Source organism: Malikia spinosa (assembly GCF_002980625.1).
GTDB classification, from domain to species: Bacteria; Pseudomonadota; Gammaproteobacteria; order Burkholderiales; family Burkholderiaceae_C; genus Malikia; species Malikia spinosa.
In genome coordinates this window covers 162,888-188,233 of sequence record NZ_PVLR01000007.1, presented here as the reverse complement: position 1 = coordinate 188,233, position 25,346 = coordinate 162,888, and the positions used below count along the sequence as shown (strand labels likewise).

Annotated in this window: 26 protein-coding genes; 10 read left to right on the top strand and 16 right to left on the bottom strand. The window is 66.9% G+C overall.

The window, feature by feature from the left end:
- Positions 1 to 3: 3 nt before the first annotated feature.
- Positions 4 to 390: a Rieske (2Fe-2S) protein gene (locus C6P61_RS03135; protein WP_105728466.1), complete on the bottom strand. Its 387-nt coding sequence runs from the start codon at positions 388 to 390 to the stop codon at positions 4 to 6.
- Between the two features lie 68 nt (positions 391 to 458).
- On the opposite strand from C6P61_RS03135, the gene C6P61_RS03130 reads away from it, so the two are divergent.
- The 3 genes from C6P61_RS03130 (at position 459) to C6P61_RS03120 (ending at position 2,368) form a co-directional block, all read left to right on the top strand.
- Positions 459 to 1,049: a Maf family nucleotide pyrophosphatase gene (locus C6P61_RS03130; RefSeq protein WP_105728465.1), complete on the top strand. Its 591-nt coding sequence runs from the start codon at positions 459 to 461 to the stop codon at positions 1,047 to 1,049.
- Entirely contained in the window at positions 1,046 to 1,822 is a 777-nt protein-coding gene (locus C6P61_RS03125) for an SAM-dependent methyltransferase (protein ID WP_105728464.1), read from the top strand. The genes C6P61_RS03130 and C6P61_RS03125 overlap by 4 nt, the downstream gene beginning before the upstream one ends.
- 279 nt (positions 1,823 to 2,101) lie before the next feature.
- Positions 2,102 to 2,368, top strand: coding sequence for a hypothetical protein (locus C6P61_RS03120; RefSeq protein WP_105728463.1), 267 nt, complete (start codon positions 2,102 to 2,104; stop codon positions 2,366 to 2,368).
- Between the two features lie 51 nt (positions 2,369 to 2,419).
- Here C6P61_RS03120 and C6P61_RS03115 read toward each other — a convergent pair whose 3' ends face one another.
- From C6P61_RS03115 to glnT, 11 genes are read right to left on the bottom strand one after another with little or no spacing between them, the layout of a single operon-like run.
- Positions 2,420 to 2,866 carry a dihydroneopterin aldolase gene (locus tag C6P61_RS03115; protein ID WP_105728493.1) on the bottom strand — a complete coding sequence of 149 codons (447 nt, stop codon included), beginning with the start codon at positions 2,864 to 2,866 and terminating at the stop codon, positions 2,420 to 2,422.
- Between the two features lie 14 nt (positions 2,867 to 2,880).
- Positions 2,881 to 3,786: a bifunctional methylenetetrahydrofolate dehydrogenase/methenyltetrahydrofolate cyclohydrolase FolD gene (gene folD, locus C6P61_RS03110; protein ID WP_105728462.1), complete on the bottom strand. Its 906-nt coding sequence runs from the start codon at positions 3,784 to 3,786 to the stop codon at positions 2,881 to 2,883.
- Between the two features lie 10 nt (positions 3,787 to 3,796).
- Positions 3,797 to 4,660, bottom strand: a complete 864-nt coding sequence (purU, locus tag C6P61_RS03105) for a formyltetrahydrofolate deformylase (protein WP_211296915.1) — start codon at positions 4,658 to 4,660, stop codon at positions 3,797 to 3,799.
- An 8-nt stretch (positions 4,661 to 4,668) separates the two neighbouring features.
- A complete protein-coding gene (locus C6P61_RS03100; RefSeq protein WP_105728461.1) occupies positions 4,669 to 5,799 on the bottom strand; it encodes an aminomethyl transferase family protein in 1,131 nt (376 codons plus the stop codon).
- Positions 5,800 to 5,842: 43 nt separating this feature from the next.
- Positions 5,843 to 6,922 carry a heme-dependent oxidative N-demethylase family protein gene (locus C6P61_RS03095; RefSeq protein WP_105728460.1) on the bottom strand — a complete coding sequence of 360 codons (1,080 nt, stop codon included), beginning with the start codon at positions 6,920 to 6,922 and terminating at the stop codon, positions 5,843 to 5,845.
- Between the two features lie 30 nt (positions 6,923 to 6,952).
- A complete protein-coding gene (locus C6P61_RS03090; RefSeq protein ID WP_105728459.1) occupies positions 6,953 to 7,906 on the bottom strand; it encodes a PDR/VanB family oxidoreductase in 954 nt (317 codons plus the stop codon).
- The gene (locus C6P61_RS03085) at positions 7,903 to 8,487 is read right to left on the bottom strand and encodes a dimethylamine monooxygenase subunit DmmA family protein (RefSeq protein ID WP_105728458.1); all 585 of its coding nucleotides are present in this window, start codon (positions 8,485 to 8,487) and stop codon (positions 7,903 to 7,905) included. Before C6P61_RS03085 ends, C6P61_RS03090 begins: the two co-directional genes overlap by 4 nt.
- 15 nt (positions 8,488 to 8,502) lie before the next feature.
- Positions 8,503 to 9,876, bottom strand: a complete 1,374-nt coding sequence (locus C6P61_RS03080; RefSeq protein ID WP_105728457.1) for an FMN-binding glutamate synthase family protein — start codon at positions 9,874 to 9,876, stop codon at positions 8,503 to 8,505.
- Between the two features lies 1 nt (position 9,877).
- Positions 9,878 to 10,567 carry a GltB/FmdC/FwdC-like GXGXG domain-containing protein gene (locus C6P61_RS03075; protein ID WP_105728456.1) on the bottom strand — a complete coding sequence of 230 codons (690 nt, stop codon included), beginning with the start codon at positions 10,565 to 10,567 and terminating at the stop codon, positions 9,878 to 9,880.
- Positions 10,555 to 11,463 (bottom strand): class II glutamine amidotransferase domain-containing protein, encoded by a 909-nt coding sequence (locus C6P61_RS03070; RefSeq protein ID WP_105728455.1) that lies wholly within the window; start codon positions 11,461 to 11,463, stop codon positions 10,555 to 10,557. The genes C6P61_RS03075 and C6P61_RS03070 overlap by 13 nt, the downstream gene beginning before the upstream one ends.
- A gap of 10 nt (positions 11,464 to 11,473) precedes the next feature.
- Complete coding sequence (gene glnT / locus C6P61_RS03065) at positions 11,474 to 12,820, bottom strand: type III glutamate--ammonia ligase (RefSeq protein WP_105728491.1); 1,347 nt, start codon at positions 12,818 to 12,820, stop codon at positions 11,474 to 11,476.
- Positions 12,821 to 13,046: 226 nt separating this feature from the next.
- Between glnT and C6P61_RS03060 the strand changes: the two genes are divergently transcribed.
- Positions 13,047 to 13,646, top strand: coding sequence for a helix-turn-helix domain-containing protein (locus C6P61_RS03060; RefSeq protein WP_105728490.1), 600 nt, complete (start codon positions 13,047 to 13,049; stop codon positions 13,644 to 13,646).
- Between the two features lie 18 nt (positions 13,647 to 13,664).
- Here the strand turns inward: C6P61_RS03060 and C6P61_RS03055 are convergent, their stop codons facing one another.
- The 4 genes from C6P61_RS03055 to C6P61_RS03040 are packed head-to-tail and all read right to left on the bottom strand — an operon-like array spanning position 13,665 to position 17,177.
- Entirely contained in the window at positions 13,665 to 14,243 is a 579-nt protein-coding gene (locus tag C6P61_RS03055) for a HutD/Ves family protein (RefSeq protein ID WP_105728454.1), read from the bottom strand.
- Positions 14,240 to 15,190, bottom strand: a complete 951-nt coding sequence (locus C6P61_RS03050; protein WP_105728453.1) for an electron transfer flavoprotein subunit alpha/FixB family protein — start codon at positions 15,188 to 15,190, stop codon at positions 14,240 to 14,242. The genes C6P61_RS03055 and C6P61_RS03050 overlap by 4 nt, the downstream gene beginning before the upstream one ends.
- A gap of 27 nt (positions 15,191 to 15,217) precedes the next feature.
- Entirely contained in the window at positions 15,218 to 15,973 is a 756-nt protein-coding gene (locus C6P61_RS03045) for an electron transfer flavoprotein subunit beta/FixA family protein (RefSeq protein WP_105728489.1), read from the bottom strand.
- 19 nt (positions 15,974 to 15,992) lie between these two features.
- Positions 15,993 to 17,177 carry an NAD(P)/FAD-dependent oxidoreductase gene (locus tag C6P61_RS03040; RefSeq protein WP_105728452.1) on the bottom strand — a complete coding sequence of 395 codons (1,185 nt, stop codon included), beginning with the start codon at positions 17,175 to 17,177 and terminating at the stop codon, positions 15,993 to 15,995.
- A 153-nt stretch (positions 17,178 to 17,330) separates the two neighbouring features.
- On the opposite strand from C6P61_RS03040, the gene C6P61_RS03035 reads away from it, so the two are divergent.
- From C6P61_RS03035 to C6P61_RS03010, 6 genes are all read left to right on the top strand, one after another.
- Positions 17,331 to 18,353, top strand: a complete 1,023-nt coding sequence (locus C6P61_RS03035) for a LysR family transcriptional regulator (RefSeq protein WP_105728451.1) — start codon at positions 17,331 to 17,333, stop codon at positions 18,351 to 18,353.
- Positions 18,350 to 19,159 carry an N-formylglutamate deformylase gene (hutG, locus tag C6P61_RS03030; protein ID WP_105728450.1) on the top strand — a complete coding sequence of 270 codons (810 nt, stop codon included), beginning with the start codon at positions 18,350 to 18,352 and terminating at the stop codon, positions 19,157 to 19,159. The genes C6P61_RS03035 and hutG overlap by 4 nt, the downstream gene beginning before the upstream one ends.
- Before the next feature lie 51 nt (positions 19,160 to 19,210).
- Entirely contained in the window at positions 19,211 to 20,893 is a 1,683-nt protein-coding gene (locus C6P61_RS03025) for an electron transfer flavoprotein-ubiquinone oxidoreductase (RefSeq protein ID WP_105728449.1), read from the top strand.
- A gap of 305 nt (positions 20,894 to 21,198) precedes the next feature.
- A complete protein-coding gene (locus C6P61_RS03020; RefSeq protein WP_202428137.1) occupies positions 21,199 to 22,509 on the top strand; it encodes an ammonium transporter in 1,311 nt (436 codons plus the stop codon).
- A 46-nt stretch (positions 22,510 to 22,555) separates the two neighbouring features.
- Positions 22,556 to 22,894: a P-II family nitrogen regulator gene (locus C6P61_RS03015; protein WP_105728447.1), complete on the top strand. Its 339-nt coding sequence runs from the start codon at positions 22,556 to 22,558 to the stop codon at positions 22,892 to 22,894.
- Complete coding sequence (locus C6P61_RS03010) at positions 22,894 to 25,269, top strand: trimethylamine N-oxide demethylase (RefSeq protein WP_105728446.1); 2,376 nt, start codon at positions 22,894 to 22,896, stop codon at positions 25,267 to 25,269. Before C6P61_RS03015 ends, C6P61_RS03010 begins: the two co-directional genes overlap by 1 nt.
- Positions 25,270 to 25,346: the final 77 nt, after the last annotated feature.

The following is a 25,346-nucleotide window of genomic DNA, read 5'->3' as shown; positions in this document are numbered from 1 at the left end:
GAGTCAGGTAGCGGCGGGCACGAAATCCTGTCCTGACTGCCAGTACACGATCCCATCCCGCTCCAATAGAGGTATTTTCACCAGCGGACCGCGACCGGGACCGCCGATGCAGGCCCCAGTGTCGGGTAAAAACAACGCTCCATGTGCCGCGCAGACCAGATACTGGCCCGCCGCATCAAAAAAGCGGTCAGGCAGCCAGTCCAGCTCGAGCGCGACATGGCTGCAGCGGTTCAGATAGGCCTGCACCCGGCCTTGATGGCGCAGCGCGAAGGCCCGGCAGGGCCGACCCTGATGCAGCAGCTCGAAGCTCCGAGCCAAGCCTCCTTCCTGCAGCGATTCACCGGCACAGAGCAGCTGCCAGCAGGGATCGAGGTCGGTGGACGGCTTCATGGCCGCTGACCTTAACCGATCAACGGTGAAAAATCCTGACAATAGCGGCCATGATGCAACTACACCCAATGTCCCAAGGCAAGCGTGCGCTGGTGCTGGGCTCGACCTCGCGCTACCGGCGCGAACTGCTCGAGCGGCTGCGCCAGCCGTTCGAGGTGCTGGCCCCCGAAGTCGACGAAACCCCGCTGGCCGGCGAAGCCCCGGCCGCGCTGGCGCAGCGCCTGGCGCTGGCCAAGGCGCGTGCCGTCGCCGCGCAGCGCCCCGACGCGATCGTGATCGGCAGCGACCAGGTCGCCGACCTCGACGGCGAGCCGCTCGGCAAGCCCGGCAACCATGAGCGCGCCGTGGCCCAGCTGCGCCGCATGAGCGGCCAGACCGTGCTGTTCCAGACCGCGCTGGCCGTGGTCTGCCTGGAAACCGGCTTCGAGGCAAGCGAACTCGCCGTGGTCAAGGTCGTGTTCCGCCCGCTCGACGACGCCACCATCGAGCGCTACCTGCGCGCCGAACAACCCTACGACTGCGCCGGCAGCGCCAAGAGCGAGGGGCTGGGCATCGCGCTGCTGGAGCGCATCGACAACGACGACCCGACCGCGCTGATCGGCCTGCCGCTGATCCACACCGCCCGCCTGCTGCGCCAGGCCGGGCTGCAGCTGCCATGAGCGCGCCACAGCCGCGCGGCAAGCTGTATCTGGTGCCGACGCCGCTCGACTTCGGCTGCGAGGTCGATGCCGGACTCGGCGCTGCCCTGCCCGAGCAGACCATCGCGATTGCCGCCCGCATCACGCATTGGGTCACCGAGAACGCCAAGAGCACGCGCGCCTTCCTCAAGCGGGTCGGCACGCAACAGCCGCTGGCCGCAGCGCTGCAGGAGCAGCGCATCACCGAACTGCCGCGCGAGGTGCACAAGAAGGGCGACCATGACACCGGCGGCGGCTTCGATGCCAAACCGCTGCTGGCCGCTGCGCTGCAGGGACAGGACATCGGCCTGGTCAGCGAGGCCGGCATGCCGGCGATCGCCGACCCAGGCAGTTCGGTCGTGCGTGCCGCGCACGCGCTCGGCATTGAAGTGGTGCCGCTGGTCGGGCCGATCTCGCTGATGCTGGCACTGGCCGCCAGCGGACTCAATGGCCAGAACTTCGCCTTCGTCGGCTACCTGCCGGCCGACGCCAGCGGTCGCGCGCAGCGCATCCGCGAGCTCGAGGCGCTGGCGCAGAAGACCGGCCAGACCCAGCTCTTCATCGAGACCCCCTACCGCAACGCCGCGCTGCTGCAGGGCCTGCTGCAGACGCTCAAGGGCACGAGCCGGCTGGCGGTCTGCTGCGGCATCACGTTGCCGCAGCAGCGCGTCCAGAGCGGGCTGGTGGCGGACTGGAAGCAGCGCGCCGCCACGCTGCCGCTGGAGCTGCCGGCGGTGTTCCTGATCGGGAAGTGACGGGTAAGCGCAGCAGCACGCCCAGCGCGCTGGAGCCAACCAGCGCCAGCGCGTGCGCCTGATCGATCTGAGGCTGGGACGCAACCATCAGCGAATCATTCAGCACAAAACAAAAAACCCGTCAACAAGCAATGTTAAGCTGATAGGACACGGTGAATCGGGGCTGCCGCTCGATCCGGGACGGCCAGGCATGGCCTGACCGCCGGCCCGCCCTGCCCCGCCGTGAAGGCCAAGTTGTCCGCAAAAAAATTCGATCCCCCCAACCTCAGGAAACAACCAATGCGCTCCCTCAACAACCAGACCGTCGGCGAGGCCATCGGCCATGAAATGATCCTCGCAGTGCTGTTCGCGTCGCAAGACAAGATCGACTCCGCGGCGCTGACCGAGATCAGCCAGTCGCTGATCCACTCCAATCTGCTCGATGCGATCGAGTTCCTGGACCCCGAGGAAAAGCAGGAAGTGCTCGACTCGGCACAGAATGCGGTCGAGCGCGTCAAGAACCTGGCCGCCGCGATCCGCGCCTCGGCCAGCAAGCAAGCCGACTGAGCGCCGTCGCAACGGCGACCCGGCACAACTCCGGCACGCGGGAAATGCCAGTCAGTTGAATCCTGGCTGGGATTTTCTGGCTGGCTGCGAATGCCAGTTGCCGGTTTCCATGCAGATGGCAACCTCGCAGTCGTCGAAGATGTGCAGCTTCGCGACCTTCAAGCGCACGCCGAGGATGCCGGGCAGGCGTCCCAGGCGCAGCGCGAGCTGACCGACCAGGCTTTCGAGCAGGTTCACGTGGCCGGCCGTGCATTCGCTCACGATGAGCTGGCGCACCTCGCGGTAGTCCAGCACCTGCTCGATATGGTCGCCCGGGCGCAGCGGCTGCAGACCCTGGTTGAGCTCGACATCGACCCGGATCGCTTGCGGAGCGGTCTTCTCGTGCGCGAGGATGCCGATCGGCGCCTCGATGCGCAGCCCCGAAAAGCTCAGCACCTGGCGCCCGCACAAGGGCGCCAGGTGCTGACCGATCTCGACCGCCGGGCAGTTCGGTGCCATGACGGTGTCGGCCGTCATGGTGACTTGACGGTAGGCGCTTCCCAGGGCTGGAACGCCACCTCGCCGGCTGCCTGGAAGGCGCGCTCGGCCGAACGCAAGGTGTTCTCGATCAGCATCGTGACCGTCATCGGTCCGACGCCGCCAGGCACCGGCGTGATCCAGGACGCCTTTTCCTTCACCGCGTCGAAACACACGTCGCCGACGATGCGGCCATCCGGCAGCCGGTTGATGCCGACGTCGATCACGATGGCCCCTTCCTTGACCATCTGCGGCACGATCAGCCCGGGCTTGCCGGCGGCGACGATCAGGATGTCGGCCAGGATGGTGTGCTGGGCCAGGTCGCGCGTCTTGGCGTGGCAGATCGTCACCGTGGCTTCGCGCTGCAGCAGCATCAGGCCCATGGGCTTGCCGACGATGTTGCTCGCACCCACCACCACCGCGTTCTTGCCGGCCACGTCGATGCCTGTCGTGTCGAGCAGCAGCTGCACGCCATAGGGCGTGCAAGGCGGAAAGATGCTGTTGCCGCTGACCAGGGCGCCCACGTTGTAGAGGTGAAAGCCGTCCACATCCTTGTGCACCGAGATCGCCTCCAGCACCCGTGCCAGCTGGATATGCGGCGGCAACGGCAGCTGGATCAGGATGCCGTGGATGCTGTCGTCCTGGTTCAGCTGCTCGATCGTGCGCAGCACCTCGGCCTCGCTGACATCGGCAGCCAGTCCCAGGTGCAGGGAGCGCACACCGCACTCCTCGCAGGCCTTGATCTTGTTGCCGACATAGACCCGGGAGGCCGGGTTGTCGCCGACCAGGATCACGGCCAGACCGGGCGAGACGCCCCGGGCCTTGAGCTGCTCGACGCGCTGTCGAAAGCCGATGCGCAGCTGTTTGGCCAGGGCCTTGCCGTCGATGATCTGTGCGGTCATGGCCTATCCTTCAGCGAAACACCACGGTCTTGTTGCCGTCGATCAGCACGCGGTCTTCGAGGTGGTAGCGCAGGCCTCGGGCCAGCACCGCCTTCTCGACGTCCTTGCCGCTGCGCACCAGCTCCTCGGGCACGTCGGAGTGATCGATGCGGATCACGTCTTGCTCGATGATCGGGCCCTCATCGAGGTCGGAGGTCACGTAGTGGCAGGTGGCGCCGATCAGCTTGACACCGCGCTTGAAGGCCTGGTGGTAAGGCTTGGCCCCGACGAAGCTGGGCAGGAAGCTGTGGTGGATGTTGATGATCTGGCCCGGGAACTTGTCGCACAGCCCGGGCGACAGGATCTGCATGTAGCGCGCCAGCACCATCACGTCGGCCTCGGCCTCGACATACAGCTGCTCGACCTTGGCGTAGGCCTCGGCCTTGGTGTCGGGCGTGACCGGCACATGGTGGAACGGGATGCCGTGCCACTCGACCAGGCCGCGGAAGGTCTCGTGGTTGGAGATCACGCAGGGGATGTCGATGTCGAGCTCGCCCGACTGCCAGCGTCCCAGCAGGTCGTAGAGGCAATGCTCCTGCTTGCTGACCAGGATCACGACGCGCTTCTTGCGCGCGCTGTCCGAGATGCGCCATTTCATGTCAAAGGGCGCGGCGATCTTGGCGAACTCGGCACGCAGGGTATCGATGTCCAGCGTCAACGAGTCGGCCAGCAGCTCCTGGCGCATGAAGAAGCGCTGCGACTCGGTATCGGCGTGGTGGCTGGCCTCGGTGATCCAGCCGCTGTGCGTGGCAAGGAAATCGCTGACGGCGGCAACGATGCCGACACGGTCGGGGCAGGACAGGGACAGGGTATAGCGGCGGGTAGTGGTAGTCATGGCGTGAATCAGTCCTTGGCCGTGCGTTTGGTTTTCTGGGGATCGTCGAACGGCAGGCTGGCCGTCGTGGCGGCGCAGGTCAGCGCGGCGCCGCGCAGCTCGAGTGCGCGGCCGGGCACGGCATAGGCCGGGTCCAGGCGGGCGATGGCCATCGAGCGCTGGGTCAGGCGCGACACCATGCCGCAGGTCACGAAGCCCACCTTCTGGTCGCCGTCCCACAGGCCGTCGCCGGCTTGCGCGGCTTCGAGCTGCTGCAGCTCGACGCCGAAGATCTTGAAGCGCTCCTTGCCCTGCAGGCGGTAATGTTCAGCGGCGCCGCGGAACTCGGTCTTGCCCGGCGAGACGGTGAAGTCCAGCCCGAGCTCCCACAGCGTGTCGCCGATCGGTTCGCCCTCCATCGGGTACATGTCGGAGTTGTCGTAGGGGTAGAACATCAGCGAGCTCTCCACGCGCAGCCAGTCCAGCGTCGTGAACGAGCAGGGCATGATGCCCATCGCCTTGCCCTCGGCCAGCACCTTGTCCCAGATGGCGGGCGCATCGGCGGCCTTGCAGAAGATCTCGTAGCCGCGCTCGCCGGTGTAGCCGGTGCGCGAGAGCATGATCGGTGCGCCGAACAGCGTGGTGTGCATGTGGTGGAAATACGGCAGCTGGCGCAGGCCGGGCACGAACTTTTCCAGGAAATCCACCGCCAACGGGCCTTGCAGCGACAGGTCGTGCAGGTCGTCATCGAACAGGATCGCCACGTTGCGGCCGAGCGCACCGCGGGTCAGGATCTCGTGGCCCTGGCCCGCGCCATGCACCACCATGAAGGCGTTGGGCGAGATGCGGTAGATCACGCAGTCATCGATGAACTTGCCTGCCTCGTTGAGCATGCAGGCATAGACCGACTTGCCCGGGTAGAGCTTGCTGACGTTGCGCGTGGTGGCCTGGTTCAGCAGGGCTTCGGCGTGCGGGCCGACCAGGTGCACTTTCTTCAGGCCCGACACGTCCATCAGGCCGGCCTTGGTGCGGATGGCTTCGTGTTCGTCGGCCAGGTCGGTGGAATAGGTCCAGGGCGTGCCCAGGCCGTTCCAGTCGCCCAGGGTAGAGCCGAGTGCGCGATGTCGATCGGCCAGGGCTGTGATGCGCCAAGAGGTCATGTGATGCTCCAGTCAGAAGGTGAACAAAGAGGAAGGAAGGAATTCAGATGGCGGCGGCCAGCTCGGCGGTCTCGGCCTCGGTGCCCTTGCTGATCGCGCTGCCGTCGTCAAACGCGGCGAGATACGCCACGGCAGTGGGCAGGAAGCGGCTCAGGCCCTTGTATTCGGCCAGCGGCGGCGGCAGCGTGGCGAGCACGCGCGACAGGCGCTTGCCCCACTTGGGTACCCGCACCAGTTCGTCGAGCGAGGCCAGGTAGCAGCGGATCGGGAACAGCAAGGCGTTGCTGCGCGGCAGCCGCCACAGGGTCTGCAGCTCGACGCGCAGGTGCAGCTTGCGGCCGATGTTCTCGGGCGTGAGCGAGGCGCGGTCCGGGCCCCATTCGGGGAAGGTCTCGGGCGCGGTATCCAGGCGCGGGTTCACCGTCATGGTCCAGTTCAGGCGGCGCACCGGTTGGCCCTGGCGGATCATCAGCAGGTATTTCAGGGCGCGCTCGAACACGCCGGCCTGGTGCGCCAGCGGCACCGGGCCATGCCACTGCATGAAGCTCATGCCGACGTTGAAGTCGAGCGACCAGTCGGCCTGCGAGGTCACCATGCCAGCGTCGAGGAACAGGTTGTCTTCGCGCTGGTCGCAGATCGCGAAATCACCCTGGGCCTGACGCGTGATGTATTCGAACGAGCCGCAAGGCAAGGTGGCGGCGTCGCCGAACACGAAGCTCTGCTCGATGCCCAGCGGGCGGTTGATCCAGGTCCAGTGGGCGCCAAAGTCGGTGCCGGTCTTGCTGAGCGAGAAATGCTCGGGGTAGTCAGCGCTCAGGCTGTCCATCAGCAGTTCCAGCGTGTCCCACTCGGCCATCTGCATGTGAGGCAGCACCTGGCAGCGGCCCGGGTCGCGCTCGAGCGTGATCGCCTTGTCGCGGCATTCAGCGATGTAGTGCTCGTCGACGTCAAAGCCGTGCTCATAGACCGCGCTCGCGCCCTTGGGCTGATGCGGCTCCATGTTGACGCTGTACATGTACTGGTCGTCAGGAAAGGGGAACGGGAAGCGCAGGATGGCCTCGTCGCTGTTGCGGTAGCTGTAGTCGCCGCGAAAGGTCTCGTCGGGTTTGAAAACGATGGACATGGTGGTCTGGGCCTTGAAAGAGGAAAACCTTCAGAGATCGAGCACGAGGCGCGCTCCGCGGGCGCGCGAGACGCAGGGCATGATCAGCCGGCCTTGTGCCTTGTCGCTGGCACTCAGGTAGTGGTCGCGGTGCTCGGCTTCGCCTTCGAGCAGTGGCGTCACGCACACGCCGCAGGCGCCGCCGCGGCACAGACAGGGCGCGGCCACCCCCAGGCGCTCGATCGCTTCGAGCAGGCTTTCGTCTTCGCCCACCCGCACGCTCTGGCCGCTCTTTTTCAGCACCGCCTCGAACGGGACGCCGCCGCTGCTCGCAGCGCCGAACAGCTCGCTGTGCACCTGGCTGGCGGGCCAGCCCTGGGCCTGGGCCGCGTCCAGCACGGCCTGGTTCAGCTCGGCCGGGCCGCAGACATAGAGATGGGTGCCGGCCGGCTGCCGGGCCAGCAGCGCCGGGATGTCGAGGCGATGGCCCTCGGCATCCCAGTGGAAGAACACCTGCGGATCGCCTGCCGGCAGCCAGGGCGCGAACACCTCGCGTTCGGATTCGCGGCAGCACAGGTGCAGCGCATAGCCGCTGGCCTTGACGCCCGCATCCTGGAGGTAGGACAGGAACGGCGTGATGCCGATGCCGCCCGCGATCATCAGGTGCTGACGCGCGCGACGTTGCGGCGGGAACAGGTTGGCCGGCAGCTGAGCCTCGATCACGTCGCCCAGCTGCAAGCGCTCATGCACCGCCGCCGAGCCACCGCGCGAGGTCGGCACGCGGCGCACGATGATGTCGTACTGGCTGCGGCTGCCCGGCGGGTTGATCAGCGAATAGGCGTTGCGGTGCACACGGCCCTGGCCGGGCAGGTTGAACAGCACATGCGAGCCCGCGCCATTGGGTGGCAGCGCCGATCCGTCGACACTGGCCAGGCTGAGTTGGCGCAGGCTGGGGGCGATGTCATTGACCGCCACCACCTTGAGTTTCAAACCGCTCGAGATCATGGAAACAGCTCCTCACGCACGGGCCGTTGGCCCGGCACCTCGGCGTCGACCATCACGCCCATGAAGGCGCCATGGCGACGGGAAAAATGATCGCGCACCAGAAGCTCGCGTCCGCAGCCCGCGCAAGCCACGGTGGAGCTGCTCACGCCCTCGGTGAAACCATGGCAATGGGTACACCAGACGCGCCGGCGCTGGCTGCCCGCATGGGCGAGCTGGATCTGGCTCTCGGCCAGACCCAGCTCGCGCGCGGCCAGGAACACCGACCAGACAAAGGGCTCGCTGCCCTGCACGCAGAGCCGGTCGCTCACGCGCAGCGGCCACTGGCCGGCCAGTGCGCTGGCCGCGGCCTTGAGGTCGGCCAGCCGCGTGACCGGACCCAGGCCCATGGCCGGTTGCAGCGACCCGATCGACCAGACCTGCAGGCGTTCGGCCACCGGGGCGAAGGCGCTGGCCAGCTCGGCCAGCAAGACCTCGTCCATGGACGGTGCGTCGAGCACCAGCCAGTGGCGACCGGCGGCCAGCTCGGGTGCGAGCGGCAGATAGACCGGCCGGCTTGTGACCTCGGAGGGCGGTAGCTTCATGGTGCGCTCCTGGGCTCAGCCGAGGTTGTGACCAGGAATCCACTGGGTGCCGGCCAGTGGCACCTTGGCCATGGCGGCGGCTTCCACCGTCAGGGCCACCAGGTCTTCCGGCTCCAGATGGTGCACGTCCTGCTTGCCGCAGGCGCGCGCCAGCGTGGTCAGCTCCATGGTCAAGGTCTTGAGGTAGTTCTTGACATGCTTGGCGCCGTTGTCGGGCTCAAGGCGCTGCTCCAGGATGGCGTCTTGCGTGGTCACGCCCACCGGGCATTTGCCGGTGTGGCAGTGGTGGCAGTAACCGGCCTGGGTACCGAGCGCGGTGTAGTCGGCCTCGGCACTATGGGTCTGGCCACCTTGCTGGTAGGAGTCGCGGTTGCAACCCAGGGCCATCAGCACCCCCTGGCCGATCGCCACGGCATCGGCGCCCAGGGCCAGGGCCTTGGCCACGTCGGCGCCGCTGCGGATGCCGCCCGAGACGATCAGTTGCACCTTGCCGATCATGTCCAGGTCCTGCAGCGCGGCCACGGCCTGGCGCACCGCCGCCAGCGTGGGAATGCCGGCGTGCTCGATGAAGCAGGTCTGCGTGGCAGCCGTGCCACCTTGCATGCCGTCGACCACCACCACGTCGGCGCCGGCGTGCACCGCCAGCTTGACGTCGTTGTAGACCCGGGTCGCGCCGACCTTGACATAGATCGGCTTTTCCCAGTCGGTGAGTTCACGCAGCTCCTGGATCTTGATCGTCAGGTCATCCGGGCCGGTCCAGTCGGGGTGACGGCTGGCCGAACGCTGGTCCACGCCTTGCGGCAGGGTGCGCATCTGGGCCACACGCGGGTTGACCTTCTGGCCCAGCAGCATGCCGCCGCCGCCCGGCTTGGCGCCCTGGCCGAGCACGATCTCGATCGCATCGGCGCGGCGCACGTCGTCGGGGTTGAAGCCGTAGCGCGAGGGCAGGCACTGGTAGACCAGGGTCTTGGACGACTGGCGCTCTTCCGAGGTCATGCCGCCGTCGCCGGTGGTGGTGGTGGTGCCCATGGCGGTCGCGGCCTTGCCCAGGGCTTCCTTCACGTTGGCCGACAGGGCGCCAAAGCTCATGCCGGCGATCGTGATCGGGGTGTCGAGCACCACCGGCTTCTTGGCGAAGCGCGTGCCCAGCACGGTCCTGGTCGAGCATTTTTCCCGGTAGCCCTCGAGCGGGTAACGCGAGAGCGAAGCGGTCAGGAACACCAGATCGTCGAAGTGCGGCAGCTTGCGCTTGGCGCCCAGGCCGCGGATCTCGTACAGGCCGGTGCTGGAGGCACGGTGGATGTAGTCCAGCGTGCTGCGGTCAAAGCTGGCCGATTCCTCGCGTTGCAGGCGTTTGAAATGGATGGGGTGTTCGGTGCTGTTTGACATGTCAATAGTCCTGATCGGCGTCGGCATTCCAGTGGTAGAGACTGCGGGCCGAAGCCACGCGCTTGAAGTCCGTCGGGGCATGGGCCAGGCCGGCCTTGGCCAGCAGATCGGCCAGTGCCGTGGTGTCGGCTTCGGTCAGGGGTTCGAGCTGGGCGTCGGCGCCCAGGCTCTTGATCTCGCCCTTGACGTAGATCACGGCCTCGTACAGCGAGTCGCCGAGCGCATCGCCGGCGTTGCCGCAGATCACCATCCGGCCAGCCTGGGCCATGAAGCCCGAGAAACTGCCGACCGAACCGCCGACCACGATGTCGCCACCCTTGAGCGAGATGCCGCAGCGCAGGCCGGCGTCACCGTCGATCACGAGCAGGCCGCCATGGGCCGAAGCGCCGGCGCCGTTGGAGGCAAAGCCCTTCACGTGCACCTTGCCGCTCATCATGTTTTCGGCGACGCCGGTGCTGGCGCTGCCTTCGATCGTCACGTCGGCGAACTTGTTCATGCCGGCGGCGTAATAACCGGCATGGCCCTTGATGGTCACGCTGACCGGGGCGTTGATGCCGACCGCGATGTTGTGCGCACCGTCAGGGTGCAACACCTCGACATGCTGGCCGGCCAGGGATTCGGGGCTGCCGTGCAGGTGCTGATTGAGCTCGCGCACGCTCTGGCGGCTCAGATCGAAAGTCAGATTTTCCATACGTACATCTCCTCGGGGGCGGGTTCAAAGACGGTCGCGTGCTCGATGCCCGGCAGGTGGGCGAGCGAACGGAATTCGGAGGCGATGGCGACGTAGTCGTCGGTCTCGGCGACCACGGCGGGCTTGCAGGCGAACGGATCGCGGATCAGGGCCAACTCGGTGGAGGTGCCCATCAGGAAGGTGTAGAAACCGTCCAGCGCTTCAAAGGCCTTCTGCAGCGCGGTGTGCAGGTCGTCGCCTTCGCGCAGCCGCCATTCCAGGAAACGGCAAGCGGCCTCGGTGTCGTTGTCGGTCTCGAACTTGATGCCGCGCGGCTCCAGCATGCGGCGCACGCCGTTGGGGTTGGACAGCGAGCCGTTGTGCACCAGGCAGAAGTCCTCGCCCGCGGTGAAGGGGTGGGCGCGATCCGGGGTCACGGCCGATTCGGTGGCCATGCGGGTGTGACCCACCAGGTGGCTGCCGACCAGCTTGCTGAAGTCGTAGCGCTCGGCGACTTGGGCCGGCGTGCCGATGTCCTTGTAGAGGTCAATGCGACGGCCGGTCGAGAGGATGTGCAGCTTGTCCTCGAACGCCTTGATGAAGGCCTTGACCGGATCGGCCGGACCCTCAAACGTGAAGATCGCGTGATTGCCCTTGGTCTGGATATGGGCCTTGACCTTCAGCTCGGCGTTCAACGCGTCGACCAGGGCGACCCAGTCGTAGCCCGCACCGGCTTCGGTCAGACCCGAATACAGGCTGATCTTGCGCTGGCCCTCGGGCAGCGGCTGGCCAAAGACGGCCATGCCGGCCGAGTCCGGACCACGGTCGTGCATGCCGATCAGCATCGGCACCATGAGCTCGCCGAGCTGGCTGTACAGCTCGGGTTTTTTCAACAAAAGTCCAACAATTCCACACATGATTGCTTCCTTAAAAAAACTCGAGGTACTGCTTGACTTCCCACTCGGAGACATGGCGCATGTACTCGATCCACTCCATGCGCTTGAACTTGAGGAACTCACCCGTGACCGGACCCAGGGCATCCCGAATCACGCTGTCGGCTTCCAGGGCATCGAGTGCGGCATCCAGGTTCTGCGGCAGCAGGCCGATGCCAGCCTCCTTGAGCTGGGCCTCGCTCCACTGGTAGAGGTTCACGTTGCGCGGCGCGCCCGGATCCATCTTCTTGGCGATGCCGTCCAGGCCAGCCGCGATCACGGCAGCCGTGGCCAGGTAGGGGTTGCAGGCGCCGTCGGGCAGGCGCAGCTCGAGCCGGCCCTTCGGGATGCGCACCATCGTCGAGCGGTTGTTGTCGCCGTAGCTGATGTAGGCCGGGGCCCAGGTGGCGCCAGTCAGTGAACGGCCGACCACCAGACGCTTGTAGGAGTTGACGGTGGGCGCACACAGGGCGGTCAACGCGGGAGCGTGATGCAGCAGGCCGGCCATGAACTGATAGGCCATCGGCGAGAGTTCGAGGCCGTTCGGGTCGCTCTTGTCCTGGAACAGGTTGCGCTTGCCGTCGCCGATCGACAGATGCATGTGCATGCCGTTGCCAGGGCGGTTGGCGAAGGGCTTGGGCATGAAGGAGCAGATCAGGCCGAGCTCGTTGGCGATCTCGCTGGCCGCCATCTTGAAGAAGATGAAGTGGTCACACGAAGTCAGGCAATCGGTGTAGGTGTAGTTGAGCTCGAACTGGCCGTTGGCGTCTTCGTGGTCGATCTGGTAGACATCGATGCCAGTGCCGCGCATGGCGTCGGAGAGTTTTTCCAGGAACACCCGGGTGCGCGACAGACCCTTGTAGTCGTAGCAGGGCTTGGCCAGGTTGTCGCTGGCGTCGTGCGGCACGATGGCGCCATCCTCGTTGCGACGCAGCAGCGAAAACTCGGGCTCCAGACCGGTGAACATGGTCAGGCCCTGTTCGGCCAGACGCGCGACCTGAGTCTTGAGCACGACGCGGCTGTCGAACTTCCAGGGCTCGCCTTCGACATGGCCCTCGCAGATGATGCGCGCCAGGCCAGGCTGCCAGGGCACGAGCGAGACGGTCTGCAGATCGCCGACCGCCATGAAGTCAGGACCGTGCGGCTCGATGCCCACGCCGGAGATCGCGAAGCCGGCAAAGCCCGCACCGTCGGTCATGATGGTGTTCAAATGGTCCACCGGCACCGACTTGGCCTTGGCCACGCCGTGGATGTCGACAAACTGCGCCAGCACATAGCGGACGCCCTGGGACTTGAGGTAGGCCTGGGTTTCCTCGACACGGGCAAAGCGTTTCGGGGGCACCAACCCGCCCGACTCGGGCGGGTTGACCAATGGGACTGCGAGTGTGTTCAAGAGAAAGCTCCTTAGGTTGGCAATCAGGGTTCGGCTACTGGGCTCGGTGGCGTCGATCGTGGTGCGAGGTCAACGTCCATGTTTCTTCTTATGCAACATTTGTGCCTGATATGAATATTTCAGCTTTCGCGCCACGTACACTTTTTTCCCTACCAAGAACAAGGAGCAGGTTTTGATCAAGCAGGGTGACAAGCCGGCGGTTTCGATCGAGGAATCGGTCGGATCGGCCATCAAGGAGCTGCGCCAGCGCCACGGACTGACCATTGCGCAGGTGTCGGAGCAAGCCAGCATCAGCCGCGGCATGCTCTCGAAGATCGAGAACGGGCAGACGGCGGCCGGCATGGAGACGCTGGCGCGCATTGCGCGGGCGCTGGGCGTATCGATGTCGATGCTGTTCAGCAAATACGACGTGACGGCGAGCACCGCGCAGCACATCAAGAAGGGCAAGGGCATGGAGGTGGTGCGTCGTGGCACCAAAAGCGGGCATACCTACCATCTGCTCGCCTATGACCAGGGCCCGGTCAAGCTGTTCGAGCCCTTCCTGATCACGATGGAAGACGACACCGAGCAGTACCCCACGTTCCAGCATCCGGGCACCGAGCTGCTCTACATGCTCGAAGGCAGGCTGGAATACCGCTGCGGAACGGATACCTATCTGCTGGAACCCGGTGACTCGCTGACCTTCCCGGGCGAGGTGGCGCACGGCCCCGAGAAACTGGTGAAGTTCCCGATCAAGTTCCTGTCGTTCATCGTCTACCCGCGCAGCGCGGAGTAGGCAGCCCGGCGCCGGCGGTCAGCGCAGGGCCGTGACCAGCAGCAGGCTGTTCGCCTCGCTCGGCGTCAGCTGGCCTGGTGCCACCAGGTCCTGCAGGTGCAGGCCTTCACCTTCGGCCAGGACCAGCGGCTCGGTCCCGGACCGGGTCAGCTCGAATCGACCGCGCAGGACCAGCAGCAGCAGATCGGGCGCGGACGGCAGCGGCACCGTGTCGTCCTCGACGATCAGCAGATCGGCCTGGGCCTGACCGCGCCGCACCATCACGTTCCACAGCTGAGTCGGCTGCTGCGGTGCCGCGCACTGCAGAGCCAGTTCGCCGGGAAACTGCGCGAAGGAACCCGGCCCGTCGAAGTGCCAGGCCTCGGTCTTGCCGCTCAGGCACAGCCCGCCGCCGCGGACCATGACCGCGGTGCGGTCCATGCCGTCGAAACGCGAGAACGGCCCGGCGGCGCCGATGTCGGCCACGCTGACGCGCCAGTACGGCTGATCAGCCGGGCCATGACTGGCGACCGTGCGTGTCCAGCCGCCACCGTTCTTCCAGGCCTCGCGCGGCAAGGCCTCGATGGCAAAGCGCCGCAGCGAGGGATTGCGGCTCATGCGCCAGTCGCCGCGCGCGGCAGGCCAGCGCTGAGCGCGGGCAGGACCTCGAACAGATCACCGACCAGGCCCAGATCGGCGACCGAGAAGATCGGCGCATCGGGGTCCTTGTTGACGGCCACGATCACGCCGGCGTCCTTGATGCCGGCCAGATGCTGGATGGCGCCCGAAATGCCGAAAGCGAAGTAGACATCGGGCGCCACGGTCTTGCCGGTCTGGCCGACCTGGATCGCATTCGGCGCGAAGCCGGCATCGACTGCCGCGCGCGAGGCCCCGACGGCAGCCCCCAGGTGGTCGGCCAGCTGCTCGACCAGGGCCATGTGTTCGCGTGCGCCGACACCGCGCCCGGCCGCCACCACCACGCGGGCGCGGCTGAGGTCGGGGCGGCCGCTGTCGATCGACTCGCGGCTTTCCAGCTGGCTGCGGCTGTCGGCGCTGACCGAGGCCAGCGTCACCACGGGACAGGCGAGCTGGGTGCCGGACGCGGCGGCAAAGCCGGCGGGACGCAGGGTCAGCAGGGTCTTGTCAGCCTGGCTCTCCACGCAGGCGAGCACGCTGCCGGCGTACAGGGGGCGCAGAAAGCGGGGGCCGGCCTCGATCGCCACCACATCGCTCAGGTAGGCCGCCTGCAGACGGGCTGCGGCGCGCGGCAGAGCGCCCCGGTGCAGCACGCGGTGCGCGGCCAGCAGGGTGTCGTAGTCCGGCATCAGCACGCCGATCTGCAGCGCCAGGGTTTCGGCCGAAGGCAGTGCCCACTGCGGGTGCTGCGCCAGCAGCACCCGCGATACGCCGGCCAGGGTGGCAGCGGTCTGCGCCACGACCGCGCAGTCCTGCCCCAGCACCAGCAGATGCACCGGGTCGCCGATTTGCAGGGCGGCGCCGAGCAGGTTCAGGGTGGAGGGATCGAGCTGGGTGCCGTCGTGTTCGGCGATGACGAGGGTGGTCATGGTGCGGGAGCTTCCAGGGTGATGGGGTCAGGCGCCGAACGCGGGCAGGCCGCGCAGGCGGTCGAGCAGCTGCGCAATGCCATCGACGCGCACGCCAGCGGTACGAGCGGGTGGCGTGGCGCAACCGGTGACGCGGAATCTGGCGGCTTGATCAGCCGCGAGTTCGGCCAGCGCCAGCGTCGTGATGGTGGCTTTCTTCGCCTTCATCATGTTGGGCAGGCTGATCGCGCGCGGGTCGCACAGGCGCAGATCGACACCGAGCACGGCGGGCAGCGGCAGGCGCCACTGCTCCAGGCCCAGATCACCATCGCAGTGCACCCGCAGGCCGGCATCGATCAACTCCAGCCGGTTGACCGACATCGCCTGCGGCCAGTCGAGCAGCGCGGCCAGCATCGGCGCCAGGTCGCCCAGGTCATCGTCGATCGCCTGCTTGCCGCACAGCACCAGGTCCACGCCTTCGCGCTGCACCAGCCGGCTCAGCGCTTCGAGCAGCGCCGGGGCATCGCCCTCGCCCGGACCCGGATCGAGCAGGATCGCCGCGTCCGCCCCCATCGCCAGCGCCGTGCGCAGCACGTCCTGCGCCACCGGGGCGCCGCAGCCGACCACCGTGACCCGGCTCGCCTGACCGGCCTGGCGCAGGCGCACGGCCTGCTCCACGGCGACTTCGTCGAACGGGTTCAGCGACATCTTGAGGCCGTTGGTGTCAACCCCGGAGCCGTCGCTGCGCACGCGCACCTTGACGTTGTAATCGACCACGCGCTTGACTGGTACCAGTATGTGCATGTCCATCTCCTTCTGCAGCTCAGGACACCGCGCCCAGGCCGTAGCGGCCGGTGAGCAGCTGGCCGCTGCGGAAACGCTCGTGCGCGTAGGGTGCCAGCGAGACCTCGGTCGGCAGGCCCAGCGCTTCCTGGGCCAGCACCAGGCCGACGCCGGGCGAGAGCTTGAAGCCGTGGCCCGAGAAACCGTAGCCGACCACCAGGCCGGGCACGTCGGGCAGGCGGCCGAGCACCGGATTCCAGTCGGGCGTGACGTCGTAGACACCGGTCCAGGAGGAGGCCAACCCGGCCTCGCCGAACGAGGGGAAACGCTCGGCCACCTGGCCACCGACCTCGACCACATAGTCCATCGAGATATCACCCTGCTCGTTGTCGGGCAGCGCCAGGGTCTCGCCCACCGTGCCTTCGCTGACCAGCATCTGGTTGCCGCCGTAGCTGCGGCAGTACAGCATGCCCGGCGAACCCAGGTCCTTGAACACCGGCATCTTGAAGCTGTAGGCCTCGGGCCCTTCGAGTGCGAGCACGGCATGGCGCTCGGCCTTGACCGGAGTCGGCACGCCGGTCCAGCGTTCGATGTCGCCGGCCCAGATGTTCTGGGTACTGATCACGGTCTGGCTGTGGAAGCGGCCCTGGTTGGTCTCGACGCCGACCACGCGGCCGTTCTCCATCAGCAGGCGCTCGACATTGACGCCTTCCATGATCTTGACGCCCTGGCGGCGCGCGGCACGGGCAAACCCGGTCGCCACCAGATAGGCATCGGCAAAACCGGCCTCGGGTTCGTAGCCGATCAGGGCCGCATCGTCGAACTGGGCGATCGGCAGCAGCTCGCGCGCGGCGGCCTGGTCGAGCAGCCGCACCTCGACGCCCATGCGCTCCTGGCCGGCCAGCGCCGCGCGCAGGGGTTCGAGCTTGGGGCCGTCAGGCGCGCAGATCAGGTAACCGCACTTGACCAGGCCGGCCGACGCTTCCTCGTCGCCGAGGTAGCCGGCGAAGTCGTTGAACACCGACCAGGAGTGCTTGGCCAGTTCCACGTTCTCGATCACCGAATAGTGGGTACGCAGGATGCCCGAGGACTGGGTGCTGGTGCCCGAGCCGATCTGCAGCCGGTCCAGCACCAGGACCTTGGCGGCCCCTAGGCGCGCGAGGTGGTACGCGACCGAACTTCCGATCACACCGGCACCGATCACGATGGCGTCATAACTCTGCATGGGAGACCTTTCTGGGCTTGGGATGGGTTGGCAATGGAGTTGAGCTTAGGAGCCGCTGGCCGGTCGCCGCGCAACTGAAGCAAATCTGATGCTATGTTTTGGTTTATCGAATGCTCCGGCCAATGCCGGCCCTCCCCTCTACCATCCATCACCATGTCACCGACTGTTCCCGGTACCCGTCAATCCCGCCGCTCGCGCCTGCTGCCCGACCTGCAGCTGCTCGAGGCCTTCGTCGCCGTCTGCGATGCGGGCTCGATGGCGCTGGCCGCCCAGCAACTGGGCCTGAGCCAGAGCGCGGTCAGCCAGGCGATCAAGACGCTGGAGAGCGAGCTCGACCTGCAACTGCTCGACCGCGAGGTACGTCCCGCCGTCACCACCCACGCCGGGCGCGTGCTGCGCGAGCGCGCCACCCGACTGCTCGGCCAGGCCCGCGCCATGGTCGAGCAGGTACGCGCCAGCGCACGCCAGCAACACACGCAGATCCACCTGGGCTGCGTCGATTCGTTCGCGGCCACCGTGGGACCGCGGCTGATCCGCGCGCTGTCGGGCTCGGCGCAGCAGATCCTGATGTGGTCAGGCCTGACGCCGACACTGACCGAGCAGCTGCGCGGACGCGAGCTCGATTTCGCGATCTGCACCGATTCGGCCATCGACGACCCGCGCATCGTGCAGCGCCTGCTGTTTTCCGAATCCTGGGTCGCGGTGTTCCCGAAGGCGCATCCGGTCCGTGCCCTGGCATCGGCGCGCGAGCTGTCGGCCCTGCCCGGTGGCCTGCCGCTGATCCGCTACAGCCAGCGCTCGGTGATCGGCCAGCAGATCGAGCGTTTCCTGCGCCATATCGGCGTCCAGGCCCCGCGCAGCTACGAGTTCGATGCCACCGACCCGCTGCTCAGCCTGGTGGCCTCGGGCCTGGGCTGGGCGCTCTCGACGCCGCTGTGCCTGTGGCAGTCGCGCCAGTACCTCGAAGAGGTGGTGGTGGTCCCGATCCCCGCCACCCGGCTCGGCCAGCGCCATTTCTTCCTGCTCTCGCGCGAAGACGAATGGGCCGGCCTGGACGAGCATATCGCCCGCATCACGCGTGACGTGATCCGCCAGGACACGAGCACCGCCATCCACCGTTCCATGCCCGGCCTGCCGCCGGACGCCCTGTTCTGCCCCCAAGAAGAGACGCCATGACCCTAGACACCCCCACCTATTCCCTGCAGCAGGGCCAGCTGCCGCTGCTGATCTCGATCCCGCATCTGGGCACCGAGCTGCCGCCCGAGTTCGCCGCCGGCATGAGCGACAGCGCGCCGATCAAGCAGGACACCGACTGGCACCTCGACCGGCTCTACGGTTTTGCCGCCGGCCTGGGCGCCTCGGTGCTGCAGGCCAAGGTCTCGCGCTACGTGATCGACCTGAACCGCCCGCCCGGCGGCGAGAGCCTCTACCCCGGCCAGACCACCACCGGCCTGTGCCCGACCGAGACCTTCCGTGGCGAACCGCTCTATGAACAGGCGCAGGCACCCGATGCGGTGCAGCAGGCCGATCGGCTGGCGCGCTACTGGCAGCCCTACCACGATGCCTTGCGTGCCGAGCTCGACCGCCTCAAGGCGCTGCACGGCGCGGTGCTGCTGTGGGATGCCCACTCGATCGCCAGCGTGCTGCCGCGGCTGTTCGACGGCAAGCTGCCCGACCTGAACTTCGGCACCGCCGACGGTCGCAGCTGCGCCCCGGCCATCATCGAGCGCGTAGTCGCCGAGGTCGGCGCCACCGGCTTCAGCCATGTGCTCAACGGCCGCTTCAAGGGCGGCTACATCACGCGCCATTACGGCTCGCCCGCCGACCGGGTGCATGCGATCCAGCTCGAGATGGGCCAGGACCTCTACATGCTCGAGGACCCGCCCTTCAGTTACCTGGAATACAAGGCCACCTCGGTCCAGCCGCTGCTGCAGAAGATGCTGCTGCAGGCGCTGACCGAGCTGAAACGCCTGAGCGCCTGATTCACCCGCCTGTACCAACCGCCTGCCCCCTCTCCTATTCGATCAGTCCCCATGAGCCCAGAAGACATCCTCAGCCGCTACGGCCCGCGCGAAGCAATGGAATACGACGTGGTGGTGGTCGGCGGCGGCCCCGCCGGCCTGTCTACCGCCATCCGACTCAAGCAGCTGGCAGCCGAAAAAGACCGCGAGGTCACCGTCTGCGTGCTGGAAAAAGGCTCGGAACCCGGTGCCCATATCCTGAGCGGCGCAGTCATGGACCCGAAATCCATCACCGAGCTGTTGCCGAACTGGCGCGAACTCGGCGCCCCGCTGCATCAGCCCGTGACCGCTGACGAGCTGCTGCTGCTCAGCGAAACCGGCGCCCGGCGCACCCCCGACTGGCTGATGCCGCGCAACTTCGACAACCATGGCTGCTACGTCATCAGCCTGGGCGCCGTCACCAAGTGGCTCGGTGAACAGGCCGAGGCCCTGGGCGTTGAAATCTTCTCCGGCTTCACCGCGGCCGAACTGCTCTACCACGACGATGGTTCGGTCAAGGGCGTGGCCACCGGCAACCTGGGCTTGGGCAAGGATGGCGAGCCGGGCGAGCAATTCCAGATCGGCATGGAGCTGCACGCGAAATACACGGTGTTTGCCGAGGGCGCGCGCGGCCACCTGGGCAAACAGCTGATCACCCGCTTCAAGCTCGACCAAGGCAAGGATGCACAAACCTTTGCCATCGGCATCAAGGAGCTGTGGGAAATCCCGGCCGAGCAGGCCAGGCCCGGCCTGGTGGTGCACACCGCGGGCTGGCCGCTGAACGACGACGCCTTCGGCGGTGGCTTCCTCTATCACCTGGAAGGCAACCAGGTCACGCTGGGCTATGTCATCGGCCTGGACTACCAGAATCCCTGGTTGAGCCCGTTCGAGGAAATGCAGCGCTGGAAGACCCACCCGAGCATCAAGGCCCATATCGAAGGCGGCAAGCGCCTGGGCTACGGTGCGCGCGCGCTGAACAACGGCACGCCCCAGGCCTTGCCCAGGACGGTGTTCCCGGGCGGCGCGCTGGTCGGCTGTGATGCCGGCTTCCTGAACGCCGCTCGCATCAAGGGCAGCCACGCCGCCATCAAGAGCGGCATGCTGTGCGCCGAAGCGGCGTTCGAGGCCGTGACGGCCGGACGCCAGAACGATGAACTGACCGGGTTTGAGGCCGGCTTCAAGGCGAGCTGGCTGCACGAGGAGCTCTGGACCTACCGCAACTTCAAGAACTGGTTCAAGCTGAACCCGCTGCTGGGCAAGCTCATGACCGGGGTCGAACACTGGCTGCTGCCCAGGGTGGGCGTGGCCCAGCCGCCCTGGACCCTGCACAACCGGGTCAAGGACCACAGCAAGCTGCGCCCGGCCGCCGAGATGCCGCCGATCAGCTACCCCAAGCCCGACGGCGTGATCAGCTTCGACCGCCTGAGCTCGGTCTTCATCAGCAACACCAACCACGAGGAAAACCAGCCGGCGCACCTGACCTTGAAGGACGCCAGCGTGCCGGTCGGCATCAACCTGGCCCGGTTCGCCGGCCCCGAGAGCCGCTACTGCCCGGCCGGCGTCTACGAGTTCGTCAACAAGGACGGCGCCGATCAACTGGTGATCAACGCGCAGAACTGCCTGCACTGCAAGACCTGCGACATCAAGGACCCGACGCAGAACATCGTCTGGGTCACGCCCGAAGGCGGTGGCGGCCCCAACTACGCCGGCATGTGAGCCGGCATCCCGCGCCGGGGGCGCGACTTGCAGCCGCAAGCGCGCTCCCGGTGCGGCATGCACCCAGGAAGGCCGCCCGCAGGCGGCCTTCGGCTTTCCGGGCCAGGGCGAAATCGGAGCGGCACCGAGCACCGCGCCAAAAAGGTGAAGAAAGGCGCGAGTTGCCGCGCGATGGCGGTGCATAGCCTGGATTTGCAGCATTCTGCGCACCAGTTTCTTGCAGTGAATCCAATATTAACAAGGGGAAACTTTGGCACATTCCTTGCACGCTTGAGACCGTCCACAACCGCCTTATGGAGCTCCCCTTGAAAACGTTCCACTCCCTGCGCTGGATCATCCCGGCCTGCCTCACCCTCTCGACCTCATCCCTCTGGGCCCAGGCCGCTGCGCCCACGCTCAATACGGGCGACACGGCTTTCATCTTTGCCTGCTGCATCGCGGTCTGGCTCATGACGATTCCCGGCCTGGCGCTCTTCTACGGTGGACTGGCACGCACCAAGAACGTCCTGTCCATTCTGATGCAGGTCTTCACGGTCTCCTCCCTGGTCTCGGTGCTGTGGGCACTCTACGGCTATTCCCTGACCTTCACCGATGGCGGCTCGATGCAGTCGGTGATCGGTGGTCTGGACAAGCTCTTTCTGCGCGGGGTGACCCAGGACTCGCTGCAGGGCACCATACCCGAGCTGCTGTACTTCTTCTTCATGCTGCTGTTCGCCGCCATCACGCCGACCATCATCGTGGGTGCCTTCGCCGAGCGCATCAAGTTCGCCGCCGTGCTGGTCTTCATGACGATCTGGTTCACGATCAACTACGTGCCGATGGCGCACATGGGCTGGGGCGGGGGCTGGGTGTTCGCGCTCGGCGCGCAGGACTTCGCTGGCGGCAACGTGGTGCACGTGAACGTGGGCATCGCCGCACTGGTGGGTGCCTGGCTGGTGGGCGCTCGCAAGGGCGTGGGCACCTCGGCCATGTCTCCGCACAACATGACCATGACGATGACCGGTGGCTCGATGCTCTGGGTCGGTTGGCTGGCATTCTGCGGTGGCTGCGCCTTGGCGGCCAACGGCTTTGCGATGCTGGTGGTCGTCAACACCATGCTGGCTGCTGCGGCCGGCACGGTGTCCTGGATGCTGATCGAGTGGCTGCACCGCGGCAAGCCCAGCATGCTGGGTGCGGTTTCGGGTGCGATCGCCGGCCTGGTTGCCATCACGCCGGCCTGCGGCTTTGTCGGCCCGATGGGCGCGATCGTGCTGGGCCTGATCGTCTCGCCGATCTGCATCTGGGCGGTGGAAAAACTCAAGCCCATGATCGGGCTGGACGACTCCTTCGACGTGTTTGGCGTGCACGGTGTCGGCGGCATTGCTGGCGGCATCCTGACTCCGATCTTTGCCTTGCCCGCACTCGGTGGCCTGGGCTTCGCCGAGGGACGTGACCTGTCTTCGCAGATGTCGGCACAGCTCACTGTGATCGGCTTCAGCATCCTGTATTCGGCCGTCAGCAGCTTCGTGGCGTTCAAGCTGACGTCGATGGTCTGCGGTGGCCTGCGGGTGGCAGAGGACGATGAAGTCGAGGGCCTGGACCTGACTTCGCACGGCGAGCCGGGCTACAAGCTTTGAGCCATACCCTCGTTCTCAACCTGCTTTCCTTCCTTCGAGGTTCAACATGAAACTTGTCACTGCCATCATCAAACCCTTCAAGCTCGACGAAGTGCGCCAGGCCCTGTCGAACCTGGGCACGCAAGGCATCACGGTCACTGAGGTCAAGGGCTTCGGGCGCCAGAAGGGCCACACCGAGCTGTACCGCGGCGCGGAATACATCGTGGACTTCCTGCCCAAGATCAAGATCGAGGCCGCGGTGGCCGACGAGCATGTGCCGCTGGTGATCGAGGCCATCGAGCAGTCAGCGCGCACCGGCAAGATCGGCGACGGCAAGATCTTTGTTTCCGCCCTGGATCAGGTCGTGCGCATCCGCACCGGTGAAGACGGCAACGAGGCGCTCTGATGACCGCGCCTGATGACGCACGGCCCACCACGGCCCGGCCTCCGGTGGCAACCCGCGTGCGCGAGCCCGCGCTGTCCCTGCGCACGCCGACACTGGAACGCTACCGCGTCAGCGGTGGCGGCCTGACCGTGGTGGTGCTGGCCGCAGGCGACACGCTGGAGGTGATCGACCCCGAAGGCCTGCAGGCCTGCGAGCTGATGGCTTGGGACGCCCAGGGTCGCGAGGCCCTGGCGGCGCTCGGTCTGCAGGCTTCGCCCGGCGCCGTTGGCACGGCCGGTCTGCTGCAGCGTCAGCATCCCCTGCTGCGCCCGGTGCAGCTCGGGCTGCAACGGCGCGGTATTGACCTGGACCAGCTGCCGGCTCCCTGTCTGCTCTGGCCCGCGGGCGGTCTGGCGGGTCAGCGCCAGCGCTGCACCGCAAGCGCCGAGCTGCTGGTGCTGGTGGCGGCACCGGGCGGCGACAGCAACGTGCACGAGCAGAACGCCCCGACACCGCTGGCGCTGCAGGTGCATCACCAAGGCAACCACCTCCTCAGCGCCCCGCCCCTGCCCGAGCCGCTGGGCGAGGTGGTCGACGAGTTCACCATCGCGCCGGGCACGGCGCGCAGCTACACCGTCGCCAAGGGCCAGTACATCCAGATCATCGATGTCGCCGGGCGCCAGTGCTCCGACTTCGTGGCCTTCAACCGCCAGGCGCTGGAGCGCGGCATCGAACAGGAGCTCGATCCCACGGTCACGCGCACGCTCGGCGGGCGCGCCTACCCGGGGCCCGGCCTGCACTCGCGCTTCTTCGATCGCGACATGCAGCCGATGCTCGAGCTGGTGCAGGACACCGTCGGCCGGCACGACACCTTCGGCCTGGCCTGCGCGGCGCGCTACTACGAAGGCATGGGCTACTTCGGCCACGCCAATTGCAGCGACAACCTCTCGCGCGAACTCGCGCCCTACGGCGTGCGTGCGCGGCCGGGTTGGCCTGCGATCAACTTCTTCTACAACACCGGCGTTGATGCCCATGACCAGCTGACCATGGACGAACCCTGGTCCAGGCCGGGCGACCATGTGCTGCTGCGCGCGCTCGACGATCTGGTCTGTGCCAATACCTCTTGTCCGGACGACATCGACCCCGCCAACGGCTGGATGCCGACCGAGATCCATGTCCGCCTCTACGCCGCCCAGGAGCGCTTCAGCATGTCCATTGCCCACCGACCCACCCCCGATGCCGAAGCGGTGATGACCCGCGAAAGCGGCTTCCACAGCGCCACCTCGACACTGACGCGACAGTTCAGCGACTACCGCGGCTGGTGGACGCCGATGCGCTACGACGGCTTCGGTACGGTGGCCGAATACCACGCCTGCCGCGAGCAGGTCGTGGTGATGGACCTGTCGGCGCTGCGCAAGTTCGAGATCATCGGACCCGACGCCGAAGCCCTGCTGCAATACTGCCTGACACGCGACATCAAGAAGCTGGCGGTAGGCCAGGTGGTGTATTCGGCCATGTGCTATCCGCACGGCGGCATGCTCGACGACGGCACCCTGCTGCGGCTGGGCCCGGACAACTTCCGCTGGATCTGCGGCGAGGACTACAGCGGCATCTGGCTGCGCGAGCAGGCCGACAAGCTGGGCATGAAGGTCTGGGTCAAGTCGGCCAGCGACCACATCCACAACATCGCCGTGCAGGGCCCGCATGCGCGCGAGCTGCTGCGTCAGATGGTCTGGTCGCCCGGCACGCAGCCGGTGCTGGACAAGCTGGGCTGGTTCCGCTTTCTGGTCGGCCGGCTCGACGACCACAACGGCTGCCCGATCATGGTCTCACGCACGGGCTACACCGGCGAGCTCGGCTACGAGGTCTGGTGCCACCCCGACGACGCGCCGCGCGTCTGGGCACGTGTGTGGGAGCTGGGCCAGCCGCTCGGCCTCACGCCGCTGGGCCTGGACGCCCTCGATACCCTGCGCATCGAGGCCGGTCTGGTGTTCGCCGGCCACGAGTTCTCCGACCAGACCGACCCCTTCGAAGCCGGCATCGGTTTCTGTGTCCCGCTCAAGAGCAAGGCCGACGACTTCATCGGCCGCGATGCGCTGATCGAGCGCAGCGCGCACCCGCAGCACAAGCTGGTGGGACTGCAGCTCGATGGCAACGAAATGGCCGCTCACGGTGACGGCGTCTATGTCGGCCATGCCCAGGTCGGCGTGGTCACCAGCGCCACGCGCTCGCCGCTGACGGGGCAGAACATCGCGCTGTGCCGCATCAGCGTGTCCAACGCCACAGCAGGCACCCGGGTCGAGGTCGGCAAGCTCGACGGACACCAGAAGCGCCTGCCCGCCTGCGTGTCGGCGCCGATCTTCTACGATCCCGACAAGAGCCGCGTGCGCGCCTGAAGCCTCCCCCCGGCCGCAAGCGGCCGGTACGGATCAGTCATCACAGGTCGTTGACCCAAAAAGGCCCGGGGCGCAGT

Coding starts and splice junctions, on each gene's coding strand:
- C6P61_RS03025 (WP_105728449.1), top strand. CDS start 19,211: ATGAGCCCAGAAGACATCCTCAGCCGCTACGGCCCGCGCGAAGCAATG.
- C6P61_RS03085 (WP_105728458.1), bottom strand. CDS start 8,487: ATGAAGCTACCGCCCTCCGAGGTCACAAGCCGGCCGGTCTATCTGCCG.
- C6P61_RS03015 (WP_105728447.1), top strand. CDS start 22,556: ATGAAACTTGTCACTGCCATCATCAAACCCTTCAAGCTCGACGAAGTG.
- C6P61_RS03120 (WP_105728463.1), top strand. CDS start 2,102: ATGCGCTCCCTCAACAACCAGACCGTCGGCGAGGCCATCGGCCATGAA.
- C6P61_RS03040 (WP_105728452.1), bottom strand. CDS start 17,177: ATGCAGAGTTATGACGCCATCGTGATCGGTGCCGGTGTGATCGGAAGT.
- C6P61_RS03090 (WP_105728459.1), bottom strand. CDS start 7,906: ATGATCTCGAGCGGTTTGAAACTCAAGGTGGTGGCGGTCAATGACATC.
- C6P61_RS03010 (WP_105728446.1), top strand. CDS start 22,894: ATGACCGCGCCTGATGACGCACGGCCCACCACGGCCCGGCCTCCGGTG.
- C6P61_RS03125 (WP_105728464.1), top strand. CDS start 1,046: ATGAGCGCGCCACAGCCGCGCGGCAAGCTGTATCTGGTGCCGACGCCG.
- C6P61_RS03055 (WP_105728454.1), bottom strand. CDS start 14,243: ATGAGCCGCAATCCCTCGCTGCGGCGCTTTGCCATCGAGGCCTTGCCG.
- C6P61_RS03095 (WP_105728460.1), bottom strand. CDS start 6,922: ATGTCCATCGTTTTCAAACCCGACGAGACCTTTCGCGGCGACTACAGC.
- C6P61_RS03130 (WP_105728465.1), top strand. CDS start 459: ATGTCCCAAGGCAAGCGTGCGCTGGTGCTGGGCTCGACCTCGCGCTAC.
- C6P61_RS03080 (WP_105728457.1), bottom strand. CDS start 9,876: ATGTCAAACAGCACCGAACACCCCATCCATTTCAAACGCCTGCAACGC.
- C6P61_RS03115 (WP_105728493.1), bottom strand. CDS start 2,866: ATGGCACCGAACTGCCCGGCGGTCGAGATCGGTCAGCACCTGGCGCCC.
- C6P61_RS03070 (WP_105728455.1), bottom strand. CDS start 11,463: ATGTGTGGAATTGTTGGACTTTTGTTGAAAAAACCCGAGCTGTACAGC.
- hutG (WP_105728450.1), top strand. CDS start 18,350: ATGACCCTAGACACCCCCACCTATTCCCTGCAGCAGGGCCAGCTGCCG.
- C6P61_RS03045 (WP_105728489.1), bottom strand. CDS start 15,973: ATGCACATACTGGTACCAGTCAAGCGCGTGGTCGATTACAACGTCAAG.
- C6P61_RS03075 (WP_105728456.1), bottom strand. CDS start 10,567: ATGGAAAATCTGACTTTCGATCTGAGCCGCCAGAGCGTGCGCGAGCTC.
- C6P61_RS03035 (WP_105728451.1), top strand. CDS start 17,331: ATGTCACCGACTGTTCCCGGTACCCGTCAATCCCGCCGCTCGCGCCTG.
- C6P61_RS03050 (WP_105728453.1), bottom strand. CDS start 15,190: ATGACCACCCTCGTCATCGCCGAACACGACGGCACCCAGCTCGATCCC.
- purU (WP_211296915.1), bottom strand. CDS start 4,660: ATGACTACCACTACCCGCCGCTATACCCTGTCCCTGTCCTGCCCCGAC.
- folD (WP_105728462.1), bottom strand. CDS start 3,786: ATGACCGCACAGATCATCGACGGCAAGGCCCTGGCCAAACAGCTGCGC.
- C6P61_RS03135 (WP_105728466.1), bottom strand. CDS start 390: ATGAAGCCGTCCACCGACCTCGATCCCTGCTGGCAGCTGCTCTGTGCC.
- C6P61_RS03100 (WP_105728461.1), bottom strand. CDS start 5,799: ATGACCTCTTGGCGCATCACAGCCCTGGCCGATCGACATCGCGCACTC.